Origin of the sequence: Listeria weihenstephanensis (assembly GCF_003534205.1) — a bacterium.
Lineage (GTDB): Bacteria > Bacillota > Bacilli > Lactobacillales > Listeriaceae > Listeria_A > Listeria_A weihenstephanensis.
The window spans coordinates 1,858,201-1,873,372 of sequence record NZ_CP011102.1 but is presented as its reverse complement, the minus strand read 5'-3'; the positions used below and the strand labels follow the sequence as shown (position 1 = coordinate 1,873,372).

At 41.3% G+C, this 15,172-nt stretch carries 16 protein-coding genes; 14 read left to right on the top strand and 2 right to left on the bottom strand.

Annotated features, from left to right (window positions below; genetic code table 11):
- Positions 1-19: 19 nt before the first annotated feature.
- From UE46_RS09080 to UE46_RS09050, 7 genes are all read left to right on the top strand, one after another.
- A complete protein-coding gene (locus UE46_RS09080; RefSeq protein WP_036061877.1) occupies positions 20-844 on the top strand; it encodes a pyruvate, water dikinase regulatory protein in 825 nt (274 codons plus the stop codon).
- A 110-nt stretch (positions 845-954) separates the two neighbouring features.
- Positions 955-1,401 (top strand): YaiI/YqxD family protein, encoded by a 447-nt coding sequence (locus tag UE46_RS09075; protein ID WP_036061878.1) that lies wholly within the window; start codon positions 955-957, stop codon positions 1,399-1,401.
- Positions 1,402-1,405: 4 nt separating this feature from the next.
- Positions 1,406-3,280 (top strand): DNA primase, encoded by a 1,875-nt coding sequence (gene dnaG / locus UE46_RS09070; RefSeq protein ID WP_118907562.1) that lies wholly within the window; start codon positions 1,406-1,408, stop codon positions 3,278-3,280.
- 163 nt (positions 3,281-3,443) lie between these two features.
- Positions 3,444-4,565 carry an RNA polymerase sigma factor RpoD gene (rpoD, locus tag UE46_RS09065; protein ID WP_036061880.1) on the top strand — a complete coding sequence of 374 codons (1,122 nt, stop codon included), beginning with the start codon at positions 3,444-3,446 and terminating at the stop codon, positions 4,563-4,565.
- 61 nt (positions 4,566-4,626) lie between these two features.
- On the top strand, positions 4,627-5,322 hold the full coding sequence (locus UE46_RS09060) for a tRNA (adenine(22)-N(1))-methyltransferase (RefSeq protein WP_036061882.1): 696 nt from the start codon (positions 4,627-4,629) through the stop codon (positions 5,320-5,322).
- Entirely contained in the window at positions 5,319-6,440 is a 1,122-nt protein-coding gene (locus UE46_RS09055) for a Nif3-like dinuclear metal center hexameric protein (RefSeq protein WP_036061884.1), read from the top strand. The genes UE46_RS09060 and UE46_RS09055 overlap by 4 nt, the downstream gene beginning before the upstream one ends.
- 21 nt (positions 6,441-6,461) lie before the next feature.
- The gene (locus UE46_RS09050) at positions 6,462-6,791 is read left to right on the top strand and encodes a hypothetical protein (protein ID WP_199897187.1); all 330 of its coding nucleotides are present in this window, start codon (positions 6,462-6,464) and stop codon (positions 6,789-6,791) included.
- A gap of 56 nt (positions 6,792-6,847) precedes the next feature.
- On the opposite strand, the gene UE46_RS09045 is transcribed toward UE46_RS09050, so the two are convergent.
- Positions 6,848-7,843 (bottom strand): 4-hydroxy-3-methylbut-2-enyl diphosphate reductase, encoded by a 996-nt coding sequence (locus tag UE46_RS09045; protein WP_036061886.1) that lies wholly within the window; start codon positions 7,841-7,843, stop codon positions 6,848-6,850.
- Positions 7,844-8,046: 203 nt separating this feature from the next.
- On the opposite strand from UE46_RS09045, the gene UE46_RS09040 reads away from it, so the two are divergent.
- The 4 genes from UE46_RS09040 to UE46_RS09025 all read left to right on the top strand — a co-directional run bounded on the left by UE46_RS09040 (position 8,047) and on the right by UE46_RS09025 (position 12,102).
- Positions 8,047-9,366 (top strand): DEAD/DEAH box helicase, encoded by a 1,320-nt coding sequence (locus tag UE46_RS09040; protein WP_036061887.1) that lies wholly within the window; start codon positions 8,047-8,049, stop codon positions 9,364-9,366.
- A 5-nt stretch (positions 9,367-9,371) separates the two neighbouring features.
- Entirely contained in the window at positions 9,372-10,268 is an 897-nt protein-coding gene (locus UE46_RS09035; protein ID WP_036061888.1) for a deoxyribonuclease IV, read from the top strand.
- 24 nt (positions 10,269-10,292) lie between these two features.
- Positions 10,293-11,219, top strand: a complete 927-nt coding sequence (locus tag UE46_RS09030; RefSeq protein WP_036061890.1) for a manganese-dependent inorganic pyrophosphatase — start codon at positions 10,293-10,295, stop codon at positions 11,217-11,219.
- Positions 11,220-11,283: 64 nt separating this feature from the next.
- The gene (locus UE46_RS09025; RefSeq protein WP_118907561.1) at positions 11,284-12,102 is read left to right on the top strand and encodes a GNAT family N-acetyltransferase; all 819 of its coding nucleotides are present in this window, start codon (positions 11,284-11,286) and stop codon (positions 12,100-12,102) included.
- A 48-nt stretch (positions 12,103-12,150) separates the two neighbouring features.
- Here the strand turns inward: UE46_RS09025 and UE46_RS09020 are convergent, their stop codons facing one another.
- Positions 12,151-12,876: a tryptophan-rich sensory protein gene (locus UE46_RS09020; protein ID WP_036061892.1), complete on the bottom strand. Its 726-nt coding sequence runs from the start codon at positions 12,874-12,876 to the stop codon at positions 12,151-12,153.
- A 165-nt stretch (positions 12,877-13,041) separates the two neighbouring features.
- Here UE46_RS09020 and UE46_RS09015 point away from each other — a divergent pair, with 165 nt between their 5' ends.
- From UE46_RS09015 to UE46_RS09005, 3 genes are read left to right on the top strand one after another with little or no spacing between them, the layout of a single operon-like run.
- Complete coding sequence (locus tag UE46_RS09015; protein ID WP_036061894.1) at positions 13,042-13,806, top strand: metal ABC transporter ATP-binding protein; 765 nt, start codon at positions 13,042-13,044, stop codon at positions 13,804-13,806.
- On the top strand, positions 13,787-14,665 hold the full coding sequence (locus tag UE46_RS09010) for a metal ABC transporter permease (RefSeq protein ID WP_036061896.1): 879 nt from the start codon (positions 13,787-13,789) through the stop codon (positions 14,663-14,665). Before UE46_RS09015 ends, UE46_RS09010 begins: the two co-directional genes overlap by 20 nt.
- Complete coding sequence (locus UE46_RS09005; RefSeq protein WP_036061899.1) at positions 14,646-15,074, top strand: Fur family transcriptional regulator; 429 nt, start codon at positions 14,646-14,648, stop codon at positions 15,072-15,074. Before UE46_RS09010 ends, UE46_RS09005 begins: the two co-directional genes overlap by 20 nt.
- The last annotated feature ends 98 nt before the right edge of the window (positions 15,075-15,172 follow it).

Below are 15,172 nucleotides of genomic sequence, written 5' to 3'. Positions count from 1 at the left end.
ATTAAAGGAGCTAATTACTATGACACAACCAGCAGTATATGTTGTTTCGGATTCAACGGGAGAAACGGCAGAGTTAGTAACGCGAGCGGCTTTGATGCAATTTGGTAAGAGCCCGCAATTCATTCACCGGTTCCATCACGTCGATACACCGGATATGATTGAGGAAATTGTGGATTTAGTAGCTGTAAACAATGGAATTATCGTGCATACAATCGTGGTGGAGGAAGTGCGCAATGAGTTAAATAAAACTGCGAAAAGTTTCGGCGTACCGATTATTGATATTTTCGGGCCACTTCTAGCTCAACTGGAAGAAACGTATCAGATCAAGCCACTTTCAGAACCTGGAATGGTGCGTTCACTTGATGAGGCATATTTCCGTAAAGTCGCTGCGATTGAGTTTGCGGTGGAGAACGATGATGGACGTAATCCGCGCGGCTTGTTACAAGCAGACTACGTTCTGATCGGCATTTCGCGTACATCAAAGACGCCACTTTCGCAATACCTGGCACTAAAAGGCTTAAAAGTCGCGAATGTACCGATCGTTCCAGAAGCGCAAGTTCCAGAAGAACTGTTTGAAATCGATCCAAATAAAATTATCGGTCTCAAAATCAGCAAGGAAAAATTAAATCAAATTCGTGAAAAACGCTTAGCTTCGATTGGACTTAGCGGCGTTGGGAATTATGCGAGTCATGATCGGATTGACGCCGAGCTTGAGATTTTTACCAAACTGACAGATAAACTTGGATGTTATGTGTTAGATGTAACGAATAAGGCGATTGAAGAGACAGCAAACGATATTTTAATGCATATTGGTGAAATTGTTGATGAAAATTTAGAATTATAGAAGGAAAAACGAATTTTGTGGCGAATATATATATTATAGCGGTTAAAAAATAGGTACCGCTATAATATATTTTTGTGCACACCTGCTTTTGAAGGAGGCTCAGTAGCGACATGACTCAAATTGTTATCGATGCAGATGCTTGTCCTGTGAAGGATGAGGTGCGTCAACTTGCGAAGCGATATGCGATTCCTTTAACATTTGTGGCCTCATACAATCATTTTTCGGTGAATTTACCAGAAGGTGAGACATGGATTTTTGTCGATACGGATAAAGAGTCTGCGGATATGAGAATACTTAACTTGGTTAAAAGTGGAGATATCGTGGTAACACAAGATATTGGTCTTGCAAGTATACTTATCGCCAAGAAAGTAGCGACCTTCTCTAACCGAGGAGAAGAATATCGTGAGGCCGAGATCGCGATGATGCTTGACATGCGTTATCTTCATGCGAAAGAGCGCCGGCAAGGTAAGTATAGTAAAGGTCCAAGAGCGATGACTTCTCAAGATAATGATAATTTTTTAGAGAAGCTGGATACGTTTATTAAAGCGAGGTTATAAATAGATGCAACGGATTCCAGAAGAAAAGATTGATGAAATACGTTCTCAAGCGGACATTGTGGATGTAGTCGGTAATTATGTGCAATTGAAGAAGCAAGGGCGTAATTACTCGGGGCTTTGTCCTTTTCATGGCGAGAAAACACCATCTTTTACAGTATCACCAGAGAAGCAGATTTTTCACTGTTTTGGTTGTGGTAAAGGTGGCAATATTTTTTCCTTTTTAATGCAGATCGACGGGCTTTCCTTTGTTGAATCAGTGAAAAAAGTAGCTGATATGACGCATATTCCACTCGATATTGAAATTTCTTCGGGGGATGGATCGCCTGCCAGTAGGCCTGATAGTCAAGAAGGTAAGATGATTGAAATTCACCAGTTAACAAGTAAGCTATATCACTATTTGTTAATGGAGACCGAGGAAGGGCAAGAGGCATTGCAATATTTGCTCGAGCGTGGAATGTCTGAACAAGAACTAGATCATTTTGAAATTGGTTTTGCACCAGCTCATGCATCGACTGTTACGACTTTTTTAAAGAAACGAGAGGTTGATTTGTCGTTGGCCGTGGAATCGGGCTTGCTTACAGAGCGTGATGATGGTAATATAGTAGATCGGTTCCGCAATCGAATTATGTTTCCAATTAAGAATGATCGCGGTCAATTAGTAGGTTTTTCTGGTCGGCTTTTCAACCAAGAGGATGGGCCAAAGTATTTGAACAGCCCTGAAACGCCGATTTTTAATAAGCGCCAAATCCTATATCATTTTTCAGATGCACGACAAGAAATTCGTAAGAAAGAAGAAATCTTGTTGCTGGAAGGTTATATGGACGTTATTTCAAGTGTTTCAGCCGAATTTAACAATGCCGTCGCTTCTATGGGTACATCACTCACCGAAGAACATGTGCAGATGATTCGGCGCGTTACAAACCGAGCGATTATTTGTTACGATGGTGATCGTGCGGGTATTGAGGCGAGTTTTAAAGCGGGAACTTTATTGGCAGAGCAACACAAGTTAGAAGTATTTGTATTGCAACTGCCAAATGGTAAGGACCCAGATGATTTTATCCGTTCGGAAGGTGTCGAGAAATTTACCGAAGTATACATGCATCAACGATTAACATGGACGGCTTTTAAATTACAGTTTTTGAGACGAAACCGTAATCTCCAAAATGAAACGGATAAAATCGCGTATCTTGGAGAGGCACTTGCTGAAATAGGCAAGCTTGATCAAGCTGTAGAGCGCGAACTTTATTTGAAACAGTTGGGTTCTGAGTTTGAACTTTCGATGGAAGCTTTGAAGCAACAGTTGCAGCAGTCGTTAGTATCGGCGAAACCGAAACCACGCGATTATGGAGGACCACCACCCGAGGATTATGGGGAATATCCAGTTTATGATGGTGGCGGTGGACCAGCTTACGAAGAATTTAGTTTCCAACAACCAACGCAGACGCCATCAGCAGGATTGACATCAGAGAAGCGTTTACTAAAGTATATGTTGGAAGATCGCGATGCATTTATCCAGATTCGAAATATGATGCAAGAGCAAGAAATCGATTTTTATCACGATAACTATAAAGCTCTTTATACCTATTTAATTGGATTTTATGCGACTGGGAATGATGCGAATCCGCTTGTGTTAATGGATCAGCTTCCCGATGATATGACGCGAAATCTCGTGAGCGAGCTTGAAATGATGGTTTTAAACACAGAGGTTTCAACAGAAGAATATCAAGATTATGTTGCCAGCTTGAGAAAAGCGAGCATAGAACGAGATATTAAAGAAAAAGAGCAACAACTACAGATCGCATCACAGCAGGGGGAGATGACGCTGGCATTTGAACTTGCCAGGACGATCACTGCTATGCGAGCTGACTTGAAAAAATAGCAATTATCACAGCACACGATACAAAAAGTTTAAAAACAGCAAAAATATCTGTATGCCTGATTTTGGTATGCCACGATTGTCTATGGACACATGGTTTAGATCCTAAACAAAGAGGTAAATACTTAGGGTGACGGTTATTTTTGGAAGGAGGACATGGCAGACTATGGCTAAAAAAGCACAACAATCAAAACCAGAAGATTTGAATTTAGATAAAGCGAAAGAGCTGTTAATTGAAGAAGGTAAGAAGAAAGGGTCACTAACGTACGCCGAAATCGCTGCCAAACTTGCTCCGTTTACTTTAGATAGTGACCAAATGGATGAATTTTTGGAGTTGCTCACAGTATTAACAATTGAGGTATCGGATGATGAGGATGAAGATGATCCAAATGAAGCTGAGTTAATCAAAGAAGAAACAGCCGAAATCGATTTAAATGACCTAAGTGTACCACCAGGCGTTAAAATCAATGATCCAGTTCGGATGTATTTGAAGGAAATCGGTCGTGTAAATCTACTGTCTGCTGATGAAGAAATTGCACTTGCAAAACGTATCGAGCAAGGGGATGTCGAAGCAAAAGGGCGCCTAGCAGAAGCAAATTTACGTCTTGTTGTAAGTATTGCCAAACGCTATGTTGGTCGTGGTATGTTATTCCTTGATTTAATTCAAGAAGGTAATATGGGTCTTATGAAAGCCGTTGAGAAATTCGATTTCAATAAAGGTTTCAAGTTTAGTACGTATGCAACGTGGTGGATTCGTCAAGCGATTACCCGTGCTATTGCTGACCAAGCGCGTACGATCCGTATCCCTGTGCATATGGTTGAAACGATTAACAAATTAATTCGCGTGCAGCGCTCACTGTTACAAGATTTAGGACGAGATCCAACTCCAGAAGAGATTGGTGAAGAAATGGATCTGCCAACAGAAAAGGTACGTGAAATTTTAAAAATTGCACAAGAACCAGTTTCGCTTGAAACGCCAATTGGGGAAGAGGATGACTCGCACCTAGGTGATTTCATCGAGGATCAAGAAGCGACATCACCGTCAGATCACGCTGCCTATGAACTTTTAAAAGAGCAGTTAGAAGACGTTCTTGATACGCTGACAGACCGCGAAGAAAATGTGCTCCGTTTGCGCTTTGGGCTAGATGATGGCCGTACGCGCACTCTTGAGGAAGTTGGCCGTGTATTCGGCGTAACCCGCGAGCGTATCCGTCAAATCGAAGCAAAAGCACTGCGCAAATTAAGACATCCAAGTCGTAGTAAACAATTAAAAGATTTCTTAGAATAAAAATTTCAGAGGAGAGTGCGTAATAATCGCGCTCTCTTTTTTCAAAAGGAAGGTTTTACGGGTGAACGAACAACAACTATCAGAACGTTTAGAAAAAGTAGTATCTTATGTACAGCAAGGCGCACGTATCGCTGATATTGGTAGCGATCATGCTTATTTGCCGTGTTATGCCGTGCAAAAAGGTCAGGTTGAGTTTGCGATTGCAGGAGAAGTTGTGGAAGGTCCATTTCAATCAGCTACAAAACAAGTGAGAAGTTTGGATCTGTCTGAGAGAATTTCTGTTCGTAAAGGGGATGGGCTTGCTGTTATTGATAGCGAAGATCGGGTTGATACCGTCGTGATTGCTGGGATGGGTGGTGCCTTAATTCGATCTATTTTAGAGGCTGATCCTGAGAAATTAATGGGTGTTAAACGCCTAATTTTACAGCCAAACATTGGGGCACATCAGCTACGTGAATGGGGCGAGAAGAACCAATGGGGTCTAGTTGCCGAGTCAATTATAAAGGAAGATAGCAAGATTTATGAAATTCTAGTTTTGGAGCCGAGTGAAAAAGTGGTGCGTTATTCAAATGGCGAGCGTTTGTTAGGTCCTTTTTTGATGCAAGAGAGATCCATTGTTTTTCAAGAGAAATGGCAGAATGAGCTGGCAAATTGGACGCAAATTCAGGCTAAAATTGATGCTACAAGGGCAAAAAATGAAGAAAAACTTGCAGAATTAACCGCCAAAATAAAAATTATCAAGGATGTGTTAAAATGAAAGTTGCAAATGGCTATGAATACGTGGCAGTTCTAGAGGGAATAGCACCGAAGAAATATGCAATGGAAGGCGACCCGATTGGTTTGCAAATTGGCGATCTTGCTCGGAAAGTACGAAAAATCATGTTTACCTTAGACGTACTTGAGAATGTGGTGGACGAAGCGATTGAAAAGGGTGTAGACATGATCATTGCCCATCATCCGCTACTTTTTAGACCACTCAAAAATATTGATTTTGCAACGCCACAAGGGAGAATCGTGAAGAAATTGATTAAGCACGATATCATTGTTTACGCTGCACATACGAATTTAGATATTGCAGATGGTGGTGTAAATGATACTCTGAGTGAATTACTGGAACTCACAGATACAAAAGTAATTGTGCCTACATATTTCGAAAGTTACTGTAAAATGGCGGTTTATACGCCAGATTTTGCGGAGGAATCCATTCGTTTGGCGCTTGTTAACAATGGGGCCGGAAAAGTTTCTAATTTATATACGGAATGTACTTTCTCAATAGCGGGCAAGGGACGTTTTTTACCTGGGGATAATGCCACACCTGCCATTGGTGAAGCAGGGAAATTAGAGGAAGTCGAAGAAGTGAAGATCGAAGCTATTTTTCCACGCTCAAAAATGGATCAGATTATGAAAGCAGTGAAATTAGCGCATCCGTATGAGGTTCCTGTGATCGATATTTATCCTATCGAAAATGTGAAGTCGCAAATGGGGCTTGGAAGAATTGGAACTTTGCCAAAAGCAATGGAGATGGAGAGTTTTATTGGCTTTGTAAAAGAGAAGCTTTCGATTGGAAATGTGCGAGTTATCGGTGACACGACCAAAATAGTCCGCAAAGTTGGCATTATTGGCGGTGACGGGAACAAATTTATTCATGATGTGAAGAGTGCTGGAGCAGATGTGTATATTACTGGAGATATTTACTATCACACGGGGCATGATTTACTTGCGATCGATTTGCCAACGATTGATGCTGGACATTACATTGAAAAAGTCATGAAGTCAAGTTTGCTCTATCAATTCGAAACGATGAGTCTGATGAACACATATGAAGTAGAGTTAATAGTCTCAGAGCAGAATACAAATCCATTTAAATTCTATTAAAAGAGGCTGGTGAACGCCAAAATGATGATTTATTATATTTGCGCTGTCATGACGTTTATTAGTGCGTCGGTGAGTTTTGGGTTTTCGTTAGTGGCGTACAAACAAGCGACAACAGAATCGTTGACGAATGCAATGTATGCCATTTCGCGCAGTTTTGCTCTTTGGATTGGCGCAGTTATCCCATTCTTTTATCATACGGTGGCTTATTTGTATATGATAGCCATAGCCATGATTCTTGTGCCATTTTTTGATGGTCTTATTGGTGTTAAAATCAAAAATAGGCTCAAGACATTTGGGCCATTTGTTACGGTAGCGGCGAATTTAGTTTGTCTCATCTTACTTTTCCTATAAAAAAGACTAGAGTTAGTATTCCGCGTCAAAATCGGAAGTTAACTCTAGCCTTTATTTTATTTACCGCCGTTTTTCAAGTGTTCCAAGCGAGCGGCACGTTGTTTTTCGATATTTTTCTTGCGAGCACGTGGTAAAATGCTGACTGGATCAACATCGTGGACACGCTCCCATGTAGATGGATCTTCTGGGTCATATTCATCCAAGAAAACTAAAACTTCGCGGATAATCTGTGTTGGCGTACTTGCTCCAGCAGTTACCGCTACTTTCTTAGCATCTTTAATCCAGTCCAGATTAAGCTCTTCCACATTTGAAATCCGGTGCGCTGGAACGCCTGCTTTTTCTTCAGAAACTTGCGCGAGGCGATTGCTGTTATTACTTCTTGGATCACCAACAACGATTGTCACATCAGCGCCAACTGCTTGTTTCGCAACGGCTTCTTGACGAACTTGAGTGGCCATACAAATTTCCTGATGCTGCTCCGATTGCGGATAAACCGACTGAATATAGTCCATCAAATCCATGACGTCCCATTGACTCATCGTCGTTTGGTTGGTCACGAAAATTTTCTCACCAGTGAGCGACAAGGCATCGACATCTGCCATATTTTCAACGAGATGTACGATATCTGGCGCGACACCAACGGCACCCTCAGGTTCTGGATGGCCTTTTTTACCGATATAAATGACATGAAAACCTTCATGCTTCTTTTCTAAAATTAAATCATAGGTGCGTGTCACATCTGGGCACGTGGCATCAAGGGTTGTAAGGCCTTTTGCTTTCGCGCGTTCTTTCACGGCTGGCGAAACACCGTGTGCTGTGAAAATGACCGTACCGCTTTCGATTTGGTCTAAAATGGCTTCTCTATTTGGACCGTCAAGAGTAACAATCCCAACATCTTCAAAAGCTTCTGTGACATGCTGATTATGAACGATCATGCCGAGTATATGAATTGGGCGTGGGAGATTCGGATCAAGTGAAGCGTTTCGAGCAATCACCATCGCATCGACCACACCGTAACAATAACCACGAGGGGCAATCTTAATAATTTCCAATGTTAAACCTCCTATATTTCTCAAGGTGTAGCAAGAGTCGCGTGATACCAATAAAAATGCGGACTACTTTTCTATTATAAGCCAGTTTTGATGAGGTTTCAACTGGCGGAATTATGTAAATATGAAAAAGACGTGACTTTTCTTGCTGACCTGACCTATAAACTATGGTATAATAACGTTTAGGAACAGAACGGAGTGGAAAAATGAACAAAAAAACAAGGTTTGATCAATTTCATTTTCAACCTTTTATTCAGCTTGCTATTGATAAATTAGGTTTTTATGAACCAACAGAAGTACAACAGAAATTAATACCGGCGATTATGAAAGGCGAAAGCGTTGTGGGACAATCCCAAACGGGAACTGGGAAGACGCATACTTTCTTACTGCCAATCATCAACAAAATTAGAGCGGATAAAGATAGTGTGCAGGCAGTTATTACAGCACCAAGCCGTGAACTAGCGACGCAAATTCATAATGAAATCAAAAAACTCATCAAATACAGCGATGACGAAATTCGTTCGCTGCTCGTTATTGGTGGTACGGATAAACAAAGAACGATCGATCGTTTGAAGAAGCAACAGCCACATATTGTTGTTGGTACGCCTGGTCGAATTAATGATTTAATTCGTGAAACAGCGCTACTCGTTCACACAACGCAGGTCTTTGTTATCGATGAAGCAGATATGACGCTTGATATGGGATTCTTGATGGATGTCGATCAAATTGCGAGCAAAATGCCTGAAAGCTTGCAAATGCTTGTTTTCTCAGCGACAATCCCGCAAAAATTAAAACCTTTCTTGAAGAAATACATGGAAAATCCACGTTATGAACATATTCAGCCTCAAGCTCTTGCGAATACAGACGTGAAACATCAGTTGATCGCCCGTCGTAGTAAGGATAAGATGGATATTCTGAAAAACGCGCTCGTTGCTTACCAACCTTATTTGGCAGTTGTTTTCACAAACACGAAAGCTATGGCGGATGAAGTGGCAAAAGGCTTGACCGAACGCGGTTTGAAAGTAGCTAAAATTCATGGTGGCGTTGAGGCACGTGAGCGGAAACGTACAATGAAACAGCTAGAAAGCTTGGAGTATCAATATGTTGTAGCGACTGACTTAGCTGCGCGTGGTATTGATATTCAAGGAATCAGCCATATTATTAACTACGAATTGCCAAGCGATCTTGATTTTTACATTCATAGAACGGGTCGTACAGGGCGCGCAGGACATTCTGGTGTTGCACTGACGATTTATGAGCCATCTGATGAGGATGCACTAAATCAATTGGAAAAAATGAATATCGAATTCAAACACGTTGATCTTAAAAATGGCGAATTTGTTGATGCGGATGACCGTAATCGTCGTCAAAAACGTGAAGCGAAGCGCGAAGCAGCGGATCCACGCGAAATTGGTATGCGTAAAAAAGCCAAAGAAAAAGGCAAACCAAACTACAAAAAGAAATTGAATTATAAAATGAACGAGATTAAACGTCGCGAAAGAAAAATGAACAAACGCGGGAGGTAACTAGCATGTTGAAATTAGGCTCACATGTTTCGATGAGCGGTAAAGGCATGATGCTTGCTGCAAGTCAGGAAGCAGCGTCTTATGGATCGAATACGTTTATGATATACACAGGTGCGCCCCAAAATACGCGTCGTAAACCGATCGAAGACTTAAACATTGAAGCAGGACTCGCGCATATGAAAGAGCATGACATCACGGATATCGTGGTGCATGCGCCTTACATTATTAATATCGGAAACGCCGTAAAACCAGAAACATTTGAAATCGGTGTGACCTTTTTGCAGTCCGAAATAGAACGTACTGCGGCACTTGGCGCGAAACAGATCGTGCTTCACCCCGGAGCGCATGTTGGCGAAGGCGCAGAAATCGGCACGAAGCAAATCATTAAGGGCTTAAATGAATCTTTGAAACCTGGGCAAAACGTTCAAGTTGCGCTCGAAACGATGGCTGGAAAAGGTACGGAGATTGGGCGTACGTTTGAAGAAATCGCAGCGATCATGGATGGTGTTACGCATAATGAGCTGTTGTCGGTCACGTTTGATACATGTCACGTGCATGATGCTGGATATGATATTGTGAACGATTTTGATGGTGTTCTAAATGAATTTGATAGAATTATCGGTTTAGATCGCCTGAAAGTGTTGCATATTAATGATAGCAAGAATGAACGAGGTGCGCATAAAGATCGTCACGCGAATATTGGTTTCGGCCATATTGGCTTTGACGCGTTAAATTATATCGTGCATCATCCGCAACTGGATGACATTTCTAAGATTCTTGAAACGCCTTACGTTGGTGAAGACAAGAAGAATAAGAAGGCGCCGTATAAACATGAAATTGCGATGCTTCGTAGTCAAACATTTGATCCAGATCTTTTAACGAAAATCATGGCAGCTGAATAAGGCGCTAATAAAGGAGATAAAAACATGACAAAATCACTCGTTTTTGGACATCAAAACCCAGATACAGATACGATTTGTTCTGCGATTGCTTATGCAGAATTAAAGAAAGCGCAAGGGCAAGATATGGAAGCGGTTCGTCTTGGCGAAATCAATAGCGAGACGGCATTCGTGCTTGATTATTTTAAAGTAGAAGCACCACGTTTTGTCGAGACCGTTGCGAACGAAGTAAAAACGGTTAGCTTAGTAGATCACAATGAAAAACAACAAAGCGCAGCTGATATTGATGATGTTACCGTTGTAGAAGTCATCGATCATCATCGTATCGCTAATTTTGAAACGGCAGATCCTTTGTATTACCGCGCGGAGCCAGTTGGTTGTACAGCGACGATCCTTTTCAAAATGTTCCACGAAAAAGGTATCGAAATTTCGAAAACAACGGCAGGTTTGATGCTTTCGGCTATTATTTCCGATACGTTATTATACCAATCGCCAACCTGCACGCCTGAAGACAAAGAAATCGCAGAAAAATTAGCAGTAATCGCGGGTATCGAAACAGCTACATACGGCATGGAGATGTTAAAAGCTGGTGCAGACGTTTCTACTAAAACAGTACCAGATTTGTTACTTGATGCGAAAGAATTTGAAATGGGCGGTTCGAAAGTAGAAATCGCGCAAATCAATGTTGTCGATGAACAGGACGTTTTAGTACGTAAAGTGGAAGTAGAAGCGGAAATGAGCAAACGAATCGCTGATAAAGGTCTTGATTTGTACTTGTTCGTTATCACTAACATTTTGACGAATGATTCGGTAGCGATAGCACTTGGTAGCAAAACGGATAAAGTTGAAGCTGCTTATGGCGTTGTTTTTGCCGCGAATGTGGCACCGCTTGCTGGTGTTGTATCTCGAAAAAAACAAGTCGTGCCAATTTTGACGGAGATCTTTTCTAACTAATGGAATTTTAAGAAGCAGCTGCCTTGATGTGAGCTGTTTCTTTTTTATAGGAGGGGCTTTTGGAATGGAAATTTTACGATTGGAACAAATAGAGTTAACACAGCAAGTGGCGGTATGGAATGAAGCTTTTAGTGATTATTTAGTACCAGCTGGCATGGATGAGGCGAATTTCGTGGCAAGAATGGAGAAATTACAGTTATCATCGCATGCTTCGCTGGTTGTAAAGGTTGGCGAGGAACTTGGGGGAATTGCTTTAACTGGCAATCGAATATTGGGTGGAAAGCATGTGTCTTGGATCGGTGGAATTGCGGTTGTTCCCAAGTTTAGAAAGCAGGGGTTGTCACGCAAACTGATGAATGCATTACTTGAAAATGATAAAGCGAATGGCATTGAGCAAGCATGGTTAGAGGTTATCTCGGAAAATACACCAGCGCGCGATCTCTATCTGAAATTAGGCTATGGAGCGGTTAATGATCTGGTTTTTCTCAAGGGGAGCTTGAAAGATTATCGTAAGGTTGGCTATGTTTTAAAAGAGGTATTTGATCATGCGAAATACATAGATTCGGAAGACGCACTCACACCGTGGCAAAATAGAATTACATCGCATACCAATGTAGCGGCCGTATGGTACGATGAAAAAAAAGTTGGTTTTATTGCGTATAATCTAGCGAAGGACGACCAAGGATATAGTTTATCGTTATTACAAGTACAGATAGAAAAGCCACAGCATATTTTAGGTGTGCTACAGACATTTTACGATCTATATGGCGCAATTCCGTTTACACTTGTGAATCAAGATGCGAAAGCCAAGTATATTCCTGAACTTCTAACACAAGGATTTGAGACGATCGCCAATCAAATCCAAATGCGAAAAAATCTATAGTTGCCTACCAAAAAGACGTTTCCATAGCTGGAAACGTCTTTTAAATCCTTACTGAACCCGACTCCTTTTTTGGCGAACGGGAATGAAATTTGCCAGAAACAGTAAAACAGCTAGAATAAGGGCTGTATATGCCACGAGAGCACTCATATCTCCTACGCGAATATAAATACCGACAAACGCCCAAACGAACACGAGCGGGGCAATCCAGTCATTCTCTCGGATCCGGAATAAATAAGCGATCAGTGTCGCGACAATAAGTAAGATAATCGACCAAGCGACTTCTTTTAGTCCTAAGAATGACGTGAATTCTTTCCAAGTGGTGTAATAACAAATATTCGCAATCGTAGCGACAGAAATCCAACCTAAATATAAGCTGAGCGGCGCCCTCCAAAGAAGCGATGGCGTAATGATTTGTTGCGCCTTGTAAAGCGTTATTAGCCCAATCAGGAGTAATAACATGACGCCAACCGAAGTTAGAAAGTAACCATAATGCCAGCAAATGATCCATAATCCGTTCAGCAAAGAAGTGATACAGAAAAAGAATGCGAGCGCCCCAGTTACTTTTTCCCGATGAAAAGTTAGCGCAATTAGCCAAATGAATAAACTGACATAAATAACACCCCAAATAATAAATACATAGCCAGCGGGGGTAAAAAGGACATCAAGCCGATTCGATATTTCTCCAGTTGTAACACCGTTTAGCGGTAAGATATTGGCCAGCGCGTTTACCCCGATCATCACAATAAAACACAAATACATCCATAATAATCTCATTTTTATACACCTCCCTAGTTATCATTTCCCTAAATACTGTTCATTAATCATCTGATAAGCGAATAAAATATTAAATAAGAGTCATTACGATTTACAGCGCGGCTTTTTTTAGGTATACTAGATCAAGTAGAGATTTTAGAGTAGAAAAAGGAGTTTTTTCGAGGTATGGATGAGATAATAAAGGTAGCGAACATTTCCTACCATTATGATAGAGAAGAAGTGCTCCAAGATATCAACTTATCGATCAAAAAAGGCAGTTTCACAGGAATCATCGGGCCAAATGGATCAGGAAAATCAACATTAATTAAACTTATTTTAGGGCTTTTAAAAATACAACATGGTGAAATAATGGTTTTTGGCGAGCCACAAGCGCAGTTTAAAGATTGGTCGAAAGTCGGCTTCGTCTCCCAAAAATCAAATGCCTTTAACGGTGCGTTTCCAGCAACGGTGAAAGAGGTCGTTTCTAGTGGTCTTGTGAAGAAGAAAGGCCTGTTCCGACGCTTGAATCGCCATGATTTCGAAGCGGTGTACGAAGCGCTTGATATTGTTGATATGAGACGCTTTGCAGGGCGTAATATCGGAGAACTTTCTGGTGGTCAGCAACAGCGTGTGTTTATTGCGCGGGCCTTGGTAAGTAAGCCGGAAGTTCTTATTTTAGATGAGCCAACTGTGGGGATTGATGCGCAAAACGTAACGTCTTTTTACGAGCTATTGAAAGAGTTGAATGCGAATGAGGATATTACGATGTTGCTTGTGACGCATGATCTTTTAGCGGTTAATTCGTACGTGGATCATATTGTTAGCCTGAACACGAAGGTTTTGTTTGACGGGTCGACGATAGATTATCAATTGTACCTGGAAGAGCGCGAACTTGAAGCGCTTGAGAAACGTCGAATGGGGGTGGCACATTGTGATTGCGAACCTGTTTGAATATGATTTTATTAGAAATACGTTTATCGTTGGAATTGTGATAGGTATCGTAGCGCCACTTTTGGGAAGTTTTATCGTGGTTAGAAGGCTGTCTTTGATGGCGGATGCGCTCAGTCACGTTAGTTTGGCGGGGATTGCGGTGAGCCTGTACTTGAGCAAAATGTATTTGCCGCTTGTTGCTTTGAACCCACTGTATCTGGGCTTTGGCTTTGCCGTTGGTGGTTCACTGTTGATGGAGAAACTGCGCAATGTGTATAAACAGTTTCAAGAGCTCGCGATACCAATCATTATGTCAGCGGGAATGGGTTTCAGTGTTATTTTTATTTCGCTCGCCAACGGATTTAATACGGATTTATTCAGTTATTTATTTGGAAGCGTCAGCGCCGTGAGTCGGTCGGATATGTGGACGATTTTAGCGACGGCGTTTGTGGTTTTAGTTACCGTATTTTTCTTGTACAAAGAGCTATTTTTGCTATCGTTTGATGAGGAATACGCGAATGCTTCAGGAATCCCCGCAAAAGTGGTCGACGTGATTTTCATGTTACTCGTTGCCCTTGTTATCGCGTCAAGTATGCGTATCGTTGGAATTCTGCTTGTATCTTCACTTATGACGTTACCAGTGGCCGCGGCGATCCGTATTGCAAAAGGATTCAAACAAACGATCGCCTACTCGATTCTGTTCGGTGAGATATCCGTTATTGGTGGCTTAGTCAGTGCCTTTTACCTCGATCTAGCGCCAGGTGGTTCGATTGTTATCATTTCCGTTATTATTTTAGTAGCTACAATTTCAGTTCAAAAAATCAAGCAAAAAATAGCGATTGCCGGGAGGAGTGATTCGAATGTCTCTAACAGCCAATGAAGCATTGCAATTAATGAAGCGAAAAGGATATAAACATACGGATAAACGCGAATTCCTGATTAATTTATTTGCGCGAAAAAATCGTTACATGACTGCAAAAGAAGTTTTAGAATCGATGAAAGAGGATTTTCCGGGAATTAGTTTTGATACGATTTACCGGAATTTATCTCTGTTTGTCGAGTTGGATTTATTTGAAGAAACCGAGTTATCGAGTGAAAAACATTTCCGTTTGTCATGCGCGCACGAAGAGCATCACCATCATTTTATTTGTATGGAATGTGGGAAAACGCGTGAAATCAGGATGTGTCCGATGGATTTTCTAGAAGAAGCATTACCGGGCTATCAAGTAGAAGGACATAAGTTCGAAGTATACGGTAAATGTCCAGAGTGTCTCGCAAAAGTAGGATAGAATAGCAGAAACCTTCAGAGATCAGATCTGGAGGTTTTTTTAGTAGGATTTAAATTGTTAAAATAAAGCTTGCAGATCAATATTGCCAGCATTATTAA

Bases quoted from the DNA above. Each gene is read 5' to 3' on its own strand.
- UE46_RS09080 (WP_036061877.1), top strand. From the start codon at position 20: ATGACACAACCAGCAGTATATGTTGTTTCGGATTCAACGGGAGAAACG.
- UE46_RS09075 (WP_036061878.1), top strand. From the start codon at position 955: ATGACTCAAATTGTTATCGATGCAGATGCTTGTCCTGTGAAGGATGAG.
- dnaG (WP_118907562.1), top strand. From the start codon at position 1,406: ATGCAACGGATTCCAGAAGAAAAGATTGATGAAATACGTTCTCAAGCG.
- rpoD (WP_036061880.1), top strand. From the start codon at position 3,444: ATGGCTAAAAAAGCACAACAATCAAAACCAGAAGATTTGAATTTAGAT.
- UE46_RS09055 (WP_036061884.1), top strand. From the start codon at position 5,319: ATGAAAGTTGCAAATGGCTATGAATACGTGGCAGTTCTAGAGGGAATA.
- UE46_RS09050 (WP_199897187.1), top strand. From the start codon at position 6,462: ATGATGATTTATTATATTTGCGCTGTCATGACGTTTATTAGTGCGTCG.
- UE46_RS09040 (WP_036061887.1), top strand. From the start codon at position 8,047: ATGAACAAAAAAACAAGGTTTGATCAATTTCATTTTCAACCTTTTATT.
- UE46_RS09035 (WP_036061888.1), top strand. From the start codon at position 9,372: ATGTTGAAATTAGGCTCACATGTTTCGATGAGCGGTAAAGGCATGATG.
- UE46_RS09030 (WP_036061890.1), top strand. From the start codon at position 10,293: ATGACAAAATCACTCGTTTTTGGACATCAAAACCCAGATACAGATACG.
- UE46_RS09025 (WP_118907561.1), top strand. From the start codon at position 11,284: ATGGAAATTTTACGATTGGAACAAATAGAGTTAACACAGCAAGTGGCG.
- UE46_RS09020 (WP_036061892.1), bottom strand. From the start codon at position 12,876: ATGAGATTATTATGGATGTATTTGTGTTTTATTGTGATGATCGGGGTA.
- UE46_RS09015 (WP_036061894.1), top strand. From the start codon at position 13,042: ATGGATGAGATAATAAAGGTAGCGAACATTTCCTACCATTATGATAGA.
- UE46_RS09005 (WP_036061899.1), top strand. From the start codon at position 14,646: ATGTCTCTAACAGCCAATGAAGCATTGCAATTAATGAAGCGAAAAGGA.